9 protein-coding genes and 1 pseudogene are annotated in these 15,530 nt (G+C 34.4%); 5 read left to right on the forward strand and 5 right to left on the reverse strand.

Annotated features, from left to right (window positions below; genetic code table 11):
- Positions 1-33 precede the first annotated feature (33 nt).
- Both ACHA8N_RS03920 and ACHA8N_RS03925 read left to right on the forward strand, forming a co-directional pair.
- Positions 34-465, forward strand: a complete 432-nt coding sequence (locus ACHA8N_RS03920) for a GIY-YIG nuclease family protein (protein ID WP_393964790.1) — start codon at positions 34-36, stop codon at positions 463-465.
- Positions 466-507: 42 nt separating this feature from the next.
- Complete coding sequence (locus tag ACHA8N_RS03925) at positions 508-1,302, forward strand: DNA/RNA helicase domain-containing protein (RefSeq protein WP_393964791.1); 795 nt, start codon at positions 508-510, stop codon at positions 1,300-1,302.
- A 28-nt stretch (positions 1,303-1,330) separates the two neighbouring features.
- On the opposite strand, the gene tnpB is transcribed toward ACHA8N_RS03925, so the two are convergent.
- Positions 1,331-2,503, reverse strand: coding sequence for an IS200/IS605 family element RNA-guided endonuclease TnpB (gene tnpB / locus ACHA8N_RS03930; protein ID WP_393964792.1), 1,173 nt, complete (start codon positions 2,501-2,503; stop codon positions 1,331-1,333).
- A 105-nt stretch (positions 2,504-2,608) separates the two neighbouring features.
- On the opposite strand from tnpB, the pseudogene ACHA8N_RS03935 reads away from it, so the two are divergent.
- From ACHA8N_RS03935 to ACHA8N_RS03945, 3 genes and pseudogenes are all read left to right on the forward strand, one after another.
- Positions 2,609-3,019 (forward strand): annotated as a pseudogene (locus tag ACHA8N_RS03935) (DNA/RNA helicase domain-containing protein); the annotation flags it as partial.
- Complete coding sequence (locus ACHA8N_RS03940) at positions 3,016-3,321, forward strand: nucleotide pyrophosphohydrolase (RefSeq protein ID WP_026830649.1); 306 nt, start codon at positions 3,016-3,018, stop codon at positions 3,319-3,321. The pseudogene ACHA8N_RS03935 and the gene ACHA8N_RS03940, both read left to right, overlap by 4 nt.
- Positions 3,322-3,426: 105 nt before the next feature.
- Positions 3,427-4,305: a phosphoadenosine phosphosulfate reductase domain-containing protein gene (locus ACHA8N_RS03945; RefSeq protein ID WP_393964793.1), complete on the forward strand. Its 879-nt coding sequence runs from the start codon at positions 3,427-3,429 to the stop codon at positions 4,303-4,305.
- Between the two features lie 103 nt (positions 4,306-4,408).
- On the opposite strand, the gene ACHA8N_RS03950 is transcribed toward ACHA8N_RS03945, so the two are convergent.
- The 4 genes from ACHA8N_RS03950 to ACHA8N_RS03965 all read right to left on the reverse strand — a co-directional run bounded on the left by ACHA8N_RS03950 (position 4,409) and on the right by ACHA8N_RS03965 (position 15,527).
- On the reverse strand, positions 4,409-7,756 hold the full coding sequence (locus ACHA8N_RS03950) for a hypothetical protein (protein WP_393964794.1): 3,348 nt from the start codon (positions 7,754-7,756) through the stop codon (positions 4,409-4,411).
- Positions 7,753-8,619: a DUF4007 family protein gene (locus ACHA8N_RS03955; RefSeq protein WP_393964795.1), complete on the reverse strand. Its 867-nt coding sequence runs from the start codon at positions 8,617-8,619 to the stop codon at positions 7,753-7,755. Before ACHA8N_RS03955 ends, ACHA8N_RS03950 begins: the two co-directional genes overlap by 4 nt.
- Before the next feature lie 63 nt (positions 8,620-8,682).
- The gene (locus tag ACHA8N_RS03960; RefSeq protein WP_393964796.1) at positions 8,683-13,878 is read right to left on the reverse strand and encodes an FtsK/SpoIIIE domain-containing protein; all 5,196 of its coding nucleotides are present in this window, start codon (positions 13,876-13,878) and stop codon (positions 8,683-8,685) included.
- A gap of 29 nt (positions 13,879-13,907) precedes the next feature.
- The gene (locus tag ACHA8N_RS03965; protein ID WP_393964797.1) at positions 13,908-15,527 is read right to left on the reverse strand and encodes a hypothetical protein; all 1,620 of its coding nucleotides are present in this window, start codon (positions 15,525-15,527) and stop codon (positions 13,908-13,910) included.
- Positions 15,528-15,530 lie beyond the last annotated feature (3 nt).

Here is a 15,530-nt window from a genome sequence, read left to right on the forward strand (position 1 = left end):
CTTGTAACATCACTGGAAGGATGGACACATGTTTTGGAGAAACTTTATTTTGAAAAGTACCGGTTTAACTACGCTGATTTAACGCGTAGTCGAACGCTCTACATAGACAATTATCCAATCGTTTATCTGTTGTATAACCGATCAAAAGCACAAGCTTACGTCGGACAAACGGTTCAAAAAAATCAACGGTTAAAAGCCCATTTAAAAGATTCTTGTCGGAAGCAGCTCGACGAATCAATTTTAATTGGGCATGAACAGTTTAACCAATCGGCTACTTACAATATCGAATCCAATTTGATTAACTTTTTAATTGCAGACGGTCGCTATACACTGCAAAATGTCAGCCAAACTGTCTCCCGTCAGATGCACAACTATTTCCGAAAAGATTTTTTCAATGAGACGGTTTTTGAAAACATTTGGCACCAGTTACGTGAGGAGCAGATTGCGGAAGGAACACTCGATTAGTTACGAAACAAAGACGTCTACAAACTCTCTCCGTTTCGTGAATTGTCTGAGCAACAACTGGAAGTCAAAGAGGAAATCTTAAAATTTTGTAAAACAAAAATCACCGAAACCGGTCACCATGTTTTTATTGTTGAAGGTGACGCCGGAACAGGAAAAAGTGTGTTACTCAGCTCCTTGTTCAATACGATCCAGGATTTAACGAAAGAAGCCGATTCTGCACTGTATCAGACGGATAACTACCTGCTCGTCAACCATGGTGAAATGCTCAAGACGTATAAATCGATTGCTGGCAGCCTACCGAACTTAAAGAAAAAGCAGTTTCAGAAGCCAACACCCTTCTTGAATACATTAGATAAACAAAAGCGGACTGCGGACATCGTGCTCGTGGACGAAGCCCATCTGTTACTCACAAAAGAAGATGTCTACAACAATTTCCACCAACAAAATCAGCTGCATGAAATCATTACACGCAGTAAAATCACGATTCTGATCTTTGATCCGAAACAGGTCCTCAAGATTAAAAGTCACTGGGGACATACGACATTGCAAGACATCGTCGGTCCCTTTTCGACAAAGATGTTGCAATTATCCAATCAATTCCGGATGCAAGCGAGTCAGCAGACATTGCACTGGATCAATCGTTTTGTGGAACGCGAGCTCTTACCGATTCCGAGTGATTTAAATTATGATTTACAAATCTTCGAGGACCCGGAAGTCTTTAAGCAGGCGATTTTCTCGAAAAACGAACAGCACGGGCTATCCCGAATCGTCTCGACGTTTGACTACCTGCTTGAACTACCTCCACCTACGCTTTACTTAGAGGTGAAGGATTCCTGAGTTATCCGACCTAACGGTCGAAAATTGATCAGGCTAACCCCGTCGTCCCGACGGTTGAAGAAGCTAAGATACGTTCGGCTTCTTGTTTGAGATTCAGTCCTGCGTTCACATCCCGGTCGTGATGGATGCCGCAACTCGGGCATGTCCATTCCCGTAAGCCAAGATGTTTCACGTCTTTATGTTGATGTCCGCAACTGGAGCACAGTTGACTGGAAGCAAAGGTCTTGCCGACTTTTACGACGGTCTTCCCGTACCAGTCCGCCTTGTACTCCAACATGCGGAAGAACTCGGACCAGCTGACGTCCGAGATGGCCTTACTTAACTTGCGATTCTTCTGCATGTTCTTCACCTGCAAGGTCTCGATGCCGATGACGTCGTGGTTTTGGACGATTTCGGTCGATACCTTGTGCAGGAAGTCAGTGCGCTTGTTGGCGATCTTCTCATAGATACGGGCGACCTTCCGCTTCTGCTTCTGATAGTTTCTCGCCTCAGAAAGCGTGATTTTCTTGTTCAGGGCGATGCGTTGACGACGGGAGAGCTTACGCTGTTCGCGCGCCAGTTTCTTCTCAAGCGAACGGAAGTAACGGTCGTTTTGGTATACGGTGCCGTCCGACAGGATGGCGAAGTTCTTGAGTCCGACGTCGACGCCGACAGATGAACCGGTCTTCGGCAGCTCGTTGATCTCCTGCTCGACGAGCAGGGAGACGAAATATTTGCCTGAAGCGTTACGTCGGATCGTGGCGTTCAAGATACGGCCTATGATGTGTTTCGAATGGGCGAAACGTACCCATTTCAGCTTCGGAAGTTTGAGCTTATTGCATCCAATAGAGACTTCAGGAAGTTGAGACTTTCCCTGTATGTTCGTCTTGTACGACTGGACGGGATGGCGCTTCGACTTGAATCGAGGGCGTTCGTTCTGCTTCTTGAAGAAGCGGTCAAACGCATCAGCAAGATGTTTGACGCTGATCTGAACAGAGGTACTATCAACTTCTTTCAACCAGTCGAACTCCTGCTTCAACAAAGGAATTTCTTTGGAACAAGAACCGTAGGACAGTCCTTTTCCAGTGGTCTTGTACATTTCATCCCACTTCGCCAAGAAGTGGTTGAAGATGAAGCGTGAACACCCGATCGTCTTCGCGATCAGGATTTCCTGCTCTTTTGTGGGGTAGATTCTGAATTTGTAGGCCTTGTGCTTCAACATCATTTTTCACCTCCTTTAAGGAAAATATACCCGAAAAGCAGGCTGGCGATTCATCTCCCACTTTCACTTCGTTTAGAAGTGGGAGTATTCTCGCTTAATTTTGATAAAAAAGATGGGGCCGATTACTTTGTTAACGAAGACGGAATCAACCTTCCGTGGAATCGTACTTACCCCCATACAACATGGGCAGAACAACCGGAAACGATTCGAGAAGTTGGATCGATTTATACCATTCAAGGATTTGATTTAAACTACGTCGGTGTCGTCCTCGGTCCGTCGATTCAGTACGATGAAACGACTCAACAATTGAAGCTCGATCCAACGTCATACAAAGACACCGGAGCATTTGTTTCCCGCCAAGACTTGAGTCGGTCAGAAAACGAACGTGCCAAGGAAGAAATCATTTTGAATTCCCTGAACGTTCTGCTGAAGCGTGGCGTCAAAGGGCTTTATCTGTACGCAACGAACCCTCAATTACGCGCACGATTATTACAACTAAAGGAGACACAGCTATGAACGAAATCAAAGCATTAGTACAAAAAATCGATGACTTCCGTGACGAACGAAACTGGCGACCACACCATAATCCAAAAGACTTAGCGATTTCTTTGTCCATCGAGGCATCCGAGTTACTTGAAGCCTTCCAGTGGCGAACCAGCGAAGAAGCGTGGGAAGAAAATCAGGAAAATATCAAAGAAGAAATTGCCGATGTGTTAATTTATGCATTGACGTTGTGTAGTGAGTTAAATGTAGATGTAGAAGAGATTGTGGTAGATAAGATTAGGAAGAATGGAGAGAAGTATCTACTAGATAATTGAAGCCACAAAACATATCATTGTTTTTTATTAGAAATGAGCTTTATACTTATAATTAGAAAATAAATGGATATTTTGTTTTCGAGAGAGAGGTGTTTTAAAATGAATATGAATAACGTAAAAACTCAAAAAACCTCTGATCGATCAGCACTTGGTGTATTAAAAGCAGGTACTACTCCTTCATTATCTGGTAGAAAGCCAGTGCACGTAGCAATGTTTAGTGGCGGTGCATCATCAGCATATGTTGCTTATCATATCGTTCAGAAATATGGAAAAGAGAACTGCGTACTTTTTTTCACTGATACACTTTGGGAAGATATCGATAACTATCGATTCATGGATGAAGTAGCAGAGTATATCGGTATGGAGATTACTACTCGAATAGATGGAAGAACGCCTGATGAAGTTTTCCACGATGTTAAATTCTTAGGTAATTCACGTATGGCTAAATGCTCAGAGGAGTTAAAGGTTCGTCAAACAATGATTTATTTAGAAGAACTCCGAGATGAGCATAATCTTGAACCAATACTTTATTTCGGTATTGGACCTCATGAGCAACATCGAGCTATCAACCTTCAAAATTTCTACGAGCATAATCCAATTGAACCGATCGAAACACGTTTTCCTATGATTGAAACTTTTAAAGGCGATCTTGATACGAAAGAGATTATTCGTGACGAATGGAAAATTGCATTACCGCGAATGTATGGTCTAGGTTTTTCTCACGCAAACTGTGCTGGTCGATGTGTCCGAGGAGGCCTAGGTCATTATGCTCTTTTATATAATGTCTGGCCTGAGCAATACGCGGAGCAAGAAGCTATGGAAGAACGCTTCCGTAGTAAGTTTGAGAAAGATGTTTCTATTTTAAAGAGAAATGGTGGACCATTCACATTGCGTGAATACAGAGAACTGATGGATAGAGATGGAATTGAAAAATATTTAAGTGAAAAAGACGATACTATTCCTTGTGTATGTTCTTTCTCATAAATAAAAACTATACAAAAAGGTAGTGGATAAAATCCGCTACCTTTTTGTATAGTTTAACTTGATAAATAAACGTACTTTAGCTCCTAGATGATCATAGTATCTATCAAGATTCTAACTCACTTAAAATCTTGTACACAACGAAGCGAATTTCATCATCCGACATCGTTCTACTACCAGCATTTACGATTCTGCTTACATTGTTATAGATAGTCTTACCTTTAACAGAGAGCTCGACTTCTTTAATTTCCATAATGGTTTGATTGTCAGTCACTATTTTTATTAATCCATCTTGATTTTGGTTAGTCATCAATAACTGCTTGAAGTTCATCCAAAACGAATCATATGTGACATCTGACCAATCTTTTAATGCAACTCCGACAATTTTTTCGATCAAATACGCTAACCAATCTTTATTCTGAGCGTACTCTGAAACGAATCCAGCTAATATTGAGCTGTTTAATACAAGTTCTTTATTGCTATCAGCCCACTTATGGATGTCTTCGTTTGATTCGATTTCCATCTTAAGAAGAACTTCTTCTTTAATCTGTTCTTTCAAAAGACTTAAATGGTTTTCTAATCCTGATTTTAAAATCTTTAAATCACGACTATCTTCAATAATTTTTGCTAGATTAGTAACCGATGCTAGTGGGTCGGTTTCACTATGTCGAATAATTTCTTTGAATTGATTTTCAGCATTAGTTAATTGGTCAGTTACTTGAGTATACCTTGGCAAGTTCCGTAACCATCGGGTTAGCTCTGTAAAAATGATTACAGGCTGTTCTGATAAAGTACCATCAAAGAAAGTAGTATTTAAATCTTTGAGTAGATTTAAATTTGCTGAAGATAATTCATATAGTTCATATTCATAAAAATCTGCTCTTAACTCTAAAATTTCATATAGCATATCTGCATTCAATTCATGGATATAAAAATCATTTGAATAAAACGCCATCTGATGCCAAGCGTCCTTTAATAGAGCTATTAGTAATAGTGGTATTAGTGGTTCTCTAATGCCATAGGGTTCATGTCTCAATAAATCGTATAAACCAACAATTTTACCTCTTCTATTCTGTTTGAGATACGAGAGTAAATCGTACCTTAATTTCAGCAGATTATCATCAGCTATTTGACTTAGATTATTTGTATCAATCCCTGTATTTTTAAACATAGTTGCATAAATTAAATAATCCGGACCAAATCCTTGGATATCAAACCTACCTGAAAATGTAGGTGAAAGTAATTGAGACAAGATACTTTTAGCAGCTTTCTTTTGAATGGATGTAACATTCTTTTTGTTGAATCCTTCATTTCTAATTTCCGGCGTTGCTGGGAATCTCTCGAACATCCAATTTGAAATTTTCTTTTCGAGTGAATTCTTTGAATCGATTTTGACAACATCATTATTGATATACCAAGTTAAATTATCTTTCTCAAAATGCCTAATTGGTCGTAAAAGTTTTTCGATTTCAAATCTTATATTCTCTAAATGAATCAAAATTTCCGCTTCTAAATTCTCATCTTGTTGCATTAGTTCTGAAGTATTTAATAGAAGATCTAAGATCATAAATTCATCTAATTTAATAATTAAATCTTTAGTGTTTAACTTCGTAATGCAAACTAAGATATCTTTTCTTTCAGGATTTATTGCGAAGTCCTGGATATTTTTTAATTCTTGATCATTTTTATAGATCATATATAGTATCATTCCATCACCAATAGGGGTATCTAAATTTAAAACGTTTCCCCAGGCAAATTGGGATTTCACAAAACGGGTCATACTTTTAACGCTATTATACTCATGAGGTAGAAAATATTTGTTAGGTAAAAAATCATTTAAAAATTTAATTCTAGTTCCATCATTTATAACTGTTTTAGAACGATATTCTTCTATTAGGAATTCTAAAGAGAGTATAGATCCACTATATAACTCATATGATGAAGCTAGCGGATTGTATCTTATAATCTTTATTTTTTTCAGTTCTTCTATGCTTTCGCGTATTTTCATCTCATTGCTACCTAGTGAAAAGGATAAAAAATCTACAGAAAGTTTAAAAGGCTTATTAGATATATTCAATAAAGTCATTAACTTTACCAGTCTTTTTGCTTCGTTTGATATTTGGTAACTCATTGATAGTCGATAATACTTTAAATCATCAATTAGATAAAATGAAGATTCATCTGGATAAAAATAATTAAATAACTGATCCGCATAATACCAATCAGTCTCTAGACTAGTCTCATCAAATTGAGATAAAAATGTATATAATGTTCGATCGTTTTGTCCTAGCATATTCGAAAGAATAGGTAATAATCTAAGTGTTAATGGATGTATAGGCTGGCACTTCTCTAAAATAAAGTTCTCAACTTCAGATACTTCCATATCCGGAAAAAGACTATACTTTTTTAAATCGTTCTTTATTTTTTCTATATCGTTTAATAAAAATAAGTTTGGTTCGTTATCTTCTTTAACAATCTCAAGTATTTTAAATGCTGTTCTATAAAATAAAGAAGGATCACTATCTAACCGATGCGATTCAAATCTTTTTTCAACTCTTTCTAATTCTTCTTTAGATAAGTTATTACTCTCTGTTGAATACTGTCGAAGACCTGTATGAGTAATAAAAAGTAAGCCTAAGTTCGAAGACCGGTTTGCAAATTCAGCGATATCTTGTAAATCTTGCATGGTTTGAAAAATCAACGACTGATTTACACCTTGAAGAAACCTTCCAAACTCATCATAAATAATAAAAAGTCCCATTTTCTTTATAGATAATTGATTAGTTAGGTGTTGAATTTTTTCAACAAATGATGCTTTCGATTCTGAAATATATGTAGCTCCAGAAGTCAAAGTACCATACATTTTTTTAAATTCCACTATAAATCTTTCATCATTTATAGTAATTCCTTGAATCAATTCCTCTATAGTACATCCAAAAGATGTACACAAATTTACTAATTTCAAATACGTATCTTTATAGTCATTCTTCCACAGTTCAATCGTTTGAAGAATTTGCTCACTATCTCCTTTAAGAGATAAAACAATTCCTTCTGACTTTAATTTCAACTGAATAGCTTCTAAAATGATTTCGTCAACTCGTCCATTTTTACCTGTAATTGTAATCGGAATCCACTTGATACTGTTCTCGTATAAATTATTTCTAATTTTATCCGATAAATCATTGTTCAAACCGCTCACGTTGTATAAGAACGATTTTACATTTTTACTGTTTTTTCTTGCCGTTATTAACGAGGCGGTAATTGCCCCAACCATGGATTTTCCTGCTCCATATGGACCAATCATAAGATGAGAATTGACTAAGCTTTTTTTGGATAGACTTGATATTATATTCTCCATAATTTCTAACTGATCATTGTTAGGAACAAACATATCAAACAGTTCGGACTTTCCTGTGTCGTACACTACATTGATACTAGGTTGAAACTTTTTCATAGCACTACCTCATTTTCAAAAAATCGTTCCATATAATCTAAGTAACTAGTTTTATCAGTAACTCTAACTACATCGAGACGGTTCGTTCTAGTAAAAATTATTGGATACCTTTTTTGCATCTCCTCTAGACAGTTGACAATTTCAGACCTTGAAAGATTAAAAATTTTCCCCCATAGATTCTCACCATCTATTAATTCATCAAGACTCACTTCATTGAGTTCATTTCTTTCTGTATAGATCAAAAAAGTGATATAAAGTACTTCAAGCTTAAATGCCATATCTAGTGGTGTTTTTTTATAAGTACCTTTAACTGTATTGCTTATCAACCCTAACTCTTCGAACGGACTTTTGATAACATCTTCAGGAGTAGAAGAAAGATTATTTGGACTATACATCTGAATGAGACAATCAATATCTCTTTTTAGTGAATTAGAAGACACTGATTTTTCTAGTGTATGACTGACCCAGGTTTCTAACGTTTCTATCAATATCGATTTGTCGAAAATTGATTCTCTAAACACATTAAAAAACCAATACCAACTTGTTGCGATTTTTGGATCAGAGGCTAAAGTATAATGCAGAACACTTTTTGTAACGGGATGTTGAATATATTTATCATGTTTATCAACTAATTCTCCCAAAGAAGTAAGGTGATGTTCCGTTTTTCCTGATTGTTTTTTTTCTTCCATGAGACCCGTTGAGAGTAACCAATACTTCGCTGACTTCGCCATGTTTTTCCCTAAACCTAGTTGTTCAAAATGTGTGTCATTATAAAAAAAGCGAGTATCGCTTTTAATTTCATTTAATCCTTTATACAGCCAATGCGGACGTAAGTAAAAACTCTGATGCTGTCCAAAACCCATTCGTAACCCACCTTAATTTTAACAAAGCAAAGTAGCCAGATTACTCTTGGCTACTTTGTAAGTTTAGTTATTTTTAAAGAACCTCATTAAAGCTCGTAAAGATTGTGGTTCTAAATAAGGACTTTTCCCTCTAACTGGTTCTCTATCTTTCTTTAAGAGGTAATCACCTTTTCCTGCTAAATTTTCTGCACCACTTGTATCTAATACAACATTCGATGCAACTGCGTCTGTTACTTTTAATCCTAAGCGTGCTAGTAAATTATTTTTAATAGTAGTACTAATAATCTCCGCCTTAGGCGATTGTGTACAAACTATCATATGAATTCCCGCAGCTCGTCCTTTTTGACCGATCCTTTTGATTGCAGTTTCGATGCGTTGTGCAAATTCTTTATCCTGCATCATGAAGTCAGCAAATTCATCAAAAACAATAACAATACGAGGTAAAACTTCTGATGATTTATTTTCTTCAATTAGCGCTTCATTATATTCTTTCAGATTTTTTGCATAAGCATCTTTAAATTTACTATATCGATTTTCCATTTCTATAATCATAACATCTAAATAATCAGCAGAATCCATTAAATCTAACAATACTTTATCAGTATGCTGAACATCTTCAAACATAGAGAATTCAACTTGTTTTGGATCTATAAATACAAACTTCAATTCTTCGGGTGTGTATAGACACATCATAGACATGACAATGGAATTCAAACTTACGCTTTTTCCACTTCCTGTTGATCCGGCGACTAACATATGAGGTTCTGTACCGTTAAAATCAACTGACATCACTTCATTTAAAGGATTTAGTCCAATAGGAACAAGAAAACCATTTTTCAGTTCTGTTTCTGTGATATCTCTTCGAACATACTTCATGAACTGTGAGAAGAAAATTGTATCAGGATCATTACGATTAATGTCTATATTGATACCATTTCGATCACTAAAAATAGTTGGTGGCGAATCGATATGCAGCCATAAAGGCATATCTTTAGCCTTCTTTTCAACTGCTGTAATACTCTGATCCGACGGAATTCTACCAATAATACGAATGACACTAGCACCTACGATAGTTCGTTCTACTGTAAACTGAACATTGTTTATTCTAAGTTTAGTCTGTAGAGTGTCCGCGTAACTATCCCCTTGTTTTTTCAATGCTTCATCAAGTGATTCTGTTTGTAGAGCTTGAACGTTCTTTAATGCGTGATCTTCTGGGTATTGAGATTCCTCAATATCTTTAACTAATTCGATATCTCGTATTTCATTTTTTATATTCGATTCACTTTGCTTCTGTAAGTCGCTTTCCTCTATAACTTTGTCCTTCGGTATTTCAGTCAAAATAAGATTGCTGTTATCTATTTGGGTATAGTGATTAAAGTATTCACTATCATCAGTTATAGCAACCTGTTCTAATAATGCTTCTTCGTCCTGCAGTTCATTATTTACTTCATGATCAGGAACATTCATTTCAGATAAAATGTATGATCTAGTAAAAGTATTTACTGCTATTTCATTTTCGTCTTCTCTTTCGTAATAATGTCCAGGTGAAAGTTCTGAACGACCCTCAAATTCAATATTTTTATTATGAATATAAGCATAAATTGACTTTGTGAATTCAAAATTGATTTGAATGTTTTCGTTATTTCTTAATTCATGTAGTATCGCTAATTCAAATTCTTCATATGCACGCTTATCTTCTAAATGAAGCAAAAATGAATTTAAATATAGATTTCTTTCGAGTGCCGAATCAAATCTTCTAAAGAATTTTTTCAACGTTTTCTCACCTGATATTAATTGAACTTTAGCGTCAGTTACTTCACTAACATAACTTTGTTCCTGTATAAGCTTTAATTCTATTAAATCAAATTTAACATTATACGTTTCTGTTTCAGGAAAATATTGAATGGTTGTTTTTAATAAATCCGGACGTTTTTGCCGGGTTCTAAACCACTCTAATTCATCACACATATCCCATAAAACTACTGTATCATCAGACTTTCCATCCTGTAGAACAGTTAAATATACTGATAAAAATTCGTTAACAAATTTCCCAGGTCCTAATGCTCTTAGCACTAGACCACCGGATAATTCTTTTACAACTTTAAGAGCTTTATCAACCTGTTGTATGTCTATACTACTAACTTTCAACTGATCTTTTAACCTACTATGGAGACGATCACGGTAATAATTGACTTCCATATCCACTTTTGAAGATCTTCTAATTGAGTCTGAAGAGGAAACAAGAACTTTAATTTCTTCTTTTCCTAATCGATTTACATGATAACGAATAATATTCGATCCTTCGGCTACTTGTTTCATTAATAAAGGATCCATAAATCTATCGTAAGTGACAACCCAATTAAACTTTTCATGTGCAAGTTTATATAGTGTATTTGTTTCTGTACGTGTTACAGATAATCTACCTTTTAATAGACCAATCTTGTTAGGTTCGATGACTAATCCGTCTTTCAAAATCGCTTGCATATTATAAAATTGTTGCATCAACTTTGGTTGGTTAGGTGAAACATAGTTGATTAATCGAGTACCTTCTTTGACAGCTTTAAATTCACGATTCTCATAAAAGACCCAATTTTTATCTGTAAGCTCACATTCTTTGTAGCTTTCTGAGTAAAATTGATGTGGAATTTTTAAATTGTCACTTTGACCGAAGTAATCAATAAACACTGCTAAATCAAAGTCTAGCATGGATGTATCTATCTTTTCCTCAAGTGTTTTAGGATCGCTAAATGGTAATACATTGATTTCTAATCTAGGAAATTCACCAAACGAATCCACAGCGTTAATGTACTCTTCTTGCGATTGAATCCATTGATTGATCTCATCATAAAGCATTGCAGCTCTCGCAGGACTGTGAATTGTTATGTTTAACTTTTTTAAACTATCATTTTTCAAAATTTGTTCCACACTCTTTTTTACAAACTCTAAATTGGTAACATATAAGAATAAAATATCTAAACAATCGGCAGCATATGGATAAACTCGAACATAATCGTTCGTAACTTTTTCAATTTCTTTCGCAAAGGAAGTTGCTTGGGAAGAAACACTCTCAACTTCTCCACCCTCGATATACGTTCCCTGACCGTATAGTTCATCTTGTGCAAATAGATGATTCCCATCCTTAGATACGTAATAAGATGGTGCTAAGTTAGTAAACGATCCTCTTAGATACTCTTTGTACTGCTTTAAATCTTCTACATCTTGGATTTTATTACGTTGTTCAGACGTATCAGAAATATTAGAGAGTAAATTTCCAAAATGAATAAGTTTAAATCCATAAGCAATAAATCTAATAGGATTGAACACAGATACTATTTTCCGTTCAACTTCTGATTGTTTAACATTTTTAGTTTCAAAAATCTTTATTGTTCCAATTTCATTCAGAAGTGAGTATATTTTTCTAACACTATCTACATCATGATCAGAACACTTTAGAAATGATTCGCTAAGGGCAGCTACTCGATTTAAATCTTCAGTGGTTATTCCTCTATTTTCGTCGATAATAGATTTAAGAATACTAGTGTATTCTGTATTGTATTTTTTAAATTGCTCGATGGGTTCTAACAATCGTTTATCAGACATCAAAGTATAATGTTGTTGTTCATTCAAATACTCATTAAAATCTTCTTCAACTGGCGTACCCTTTTTCGTAACAATAGACTGTAAAAATCCGTTTTGAATTTGATTAATAAACTTTGAGAAACTCGTTTCAATTAACATTCTACTAGCATCGACCTTAACGATAGATTTCGATATCGAATTTTCATTTTTTAAGAGTCTTAATTTAACAGGAATTACATCGATGTCTTTTGATGCTTCATTGGAACTTTTCAATTCAGAAAGAACAATTACGTTTGAAGATAGCATTGATAAAGATTTCAGATGGAAATTAAAGAATCTAGCTTGTTCTTCAGAAACTTCTATGTTTTGATCAATTGAAATTTCAAAGGAGAGGTTACCATTGAATTCTTCATGTTCTATTTCCTCTAACATCACTAAGGTTTCAGATAAAATCGCTTCAAAAATATCAATATACTCAGATGGATTTTCAAGCTTATTTTCAATATTAATAATTTTTTTCAATATATCTTCTTTTTCAAGTTCTTGTTCATATTCTTCTCGAAATTCTCGAATTGCCTCAATATCATTTTTACTATTTACGGCTTCAACACCACGATCAAAGCGACTTTCATCTTCCATTTTTTCTTGTTTTAACTGGTTCTCTTCTTCAATATTTTTTGCTTCTCTAATTTTTTCTGCAAAATTGTCTAAAATTATATCTCTTGTGTTATTTAATTTATCTTTTAAAGAATTAGACACTTTAAAACCAAAAATTCGTTCTGCATCATTGTAAGAAACTAGACTTAAAAGATCATTATTTCGTCTTTCAACAAACTCCATTGTTTTTTCTAAAAATAATATTTTATCGTTATTAAAATTTTTCCAAACTTCACTTGAAAAATTATTTTTTTCTTCATTACGAATGAAATTATCCACATTTTTTATCAATTTTTCTGTATCTAAATAATTTACTAAACTTTTTCTTAAGTGACTTAATAAAAAGTTTTTTCTAAGCTGATTACGAAGTCCCTCTAACGACTCAAACTTTAAATGCTCGTCTTTAAATAATCGAAAATGAGGTAAAGATTTCCCTAAAATCTCTTTAAATGTATCATTGGATATTTCTTTCTCTTGTAACACACTTTCAATATAAGCAATAAGCATCGAAAGTTGTAAATCAAGTTCTCCTCTATGTTGATATGCTCCAATTAGTTTGAGTAAGTCTTTTATCTGATGTGGTTCTAAATATCCTCTTTCTTGAAGAGATTGATCTAAACTGAAAAAGCCATCTGATGATAGTAACTGTGTTTCATCAATAGAAACAATATCTTTTAAGCTTTGAGCTTCTGGTGTTCGTTCATTCATCAATAAAATTAATGCTTCATTCGTTTTTACATTATTTCGCAACCATACTCCATTTTCATTTTCATTTAAAACAAAGGAATCATAACCATCAATTTGTTTTATAGTTCGTATCACTGGTTCATAAAAGCTTTTGAGTTGAGCTTGATTTTCTAATAGAGCGTTCAAGATGGCTGGAAAGTATTCTTCATTAATTCCTTCTATTTTTACTAATACTTTTTCAGCATTTTTATTTTTATGATCTTTAAGATAATTAAGTAAGTGTTGTGCAATCCAGCTGCCTATTATTTTTTCTTTTTGAGTAATTCTTGCAATCATTTCTTAATGCTCCCTCCCAGTACTTTGAATTAATTAAAATAAGGGTTTGTAACTAGTGCTGTTGCATCTGAGTATTCTTGGAGAAGCCCATTTTGTTTTAATTTTTGTCTCATTTTTTTCTCATTACTTCTAAAATGAGTTAGATTGATTCCTTCTTTTGAATATAACCCAGAATTTTTAGCGGCATCTTCTCCAATAATAATGCGGTATTTTTGGAATAATTCATTTAGAAAATCATCATACGGTAAATTATTCTGACCATTAAGTGTTGCATACACTAAAGCACTTAAGACATTATCATGTAGTACATATCGAGCTTTAGATCCTTTTCCCGAAACGATGAACTGACCATCACGAGCTAAAGTTTTCAGAATAGGAACTTGTGTTTTCGATAAATCCTCCATATAAAGTTCTACGATGCGTAATCTAAGTAACTTTTTAGCGTTATTAATATCTTCAGTCTCTAATGCCTCTATAAGTTTTTTCTTTTTGGCTGCTTGAAGACTAGTAAAATTTAATTCGTTAAAAAATCTAGAATAGCCCTTCACTTTATCTTTTTCAAAGCTATCAAGGCTATTTCTCCAAGAATAAATTTTTTCTTCTGCTTTGACTTCAGAGAATATTTCTTCTACTCGGTCTTCTACAAAAGTTTTATAGGCTTCTCTTACTATAGTTTCGTGAATCCGATAAGAATCTTGTGCTAAAAATTTAATTGATTTATTTTGACCTTCTAAGCAATCAATGAAATAATTACTCGTTTCACCAATAATTTGTTCTGATTGAAAAATCATATAACGATGAAGTTGGAATGTTATGAGCGAAGTTAAAATATCAAACATTTCATAAATATCAATATTTAGCATAAGCAATGCATTAAGTTCCTCTGCAAATTCTTTATACAATGCTAAATCTGTATTTGGTAATGTTGGGTATTCACTGCTTTCCCAACTAGTAATGACAGTTGATAACTCTTCATCTTTGATTAGTGGTGCAGGCTGATCTCCAGTACTGTACTCACTAAATGCTTCGTTAATTTGATTAATGACAGCAATTACTCCACTAGAACTAGATAATAGAGTTTTCATATTTTTCTCGATATTAATTCTTAATTCAGGATTATTTAATGTTCCGTAATGCAACATTAAAAAGTACAGTTCTCCGCCACGAGCAAAAAAATTACGTTCATAATTAATTGTTAAATTTTTCGAATTGCCTTTATCTCTATTTACACGAACTTCAGAAAAAAGCAACGATTCGTGGAGAGGATACATCATTTGAGCGTACCACGAGCGATCAACTGGTTTTCCCATCGGTGTCATTAGAGGTATAGTTAAATTTTTAAAGAACACCTGTAAATCTTCTAATTGTTTTTCGCTTACTCCAAGCTTCTTTCGAATTACATCTTTTTTCTTTTCTTCGAAAATTGCAGTATGACCTTTCGCACCTTCTTTTTCTCCTTCATAGACAAACTGACGAAATTCAATCATTTTTCTTCGATCATAATACTTCTTTTCCAAGCTAAAACCTGTTCCAGCAAACACATTTAAAAACTCTAAAGTATACTCTGGTCCACGCTGACCATCTTTAAACCGATGTCCCCATATTTCAGCACCAATCTTGCTAGAAAATTTTGCACTTTCTTCTTGCATATC

Origin of the sequence: Exiguobacterium sp. S22-S28, assembly GCF_043359615.1 — a bacterium.
Taxonomy (GTDB): Bacteria; Bacillota; Bacilli; order Exiguobacteriales; family Exiguobacteriaceae; genus Exiguobacterium_A.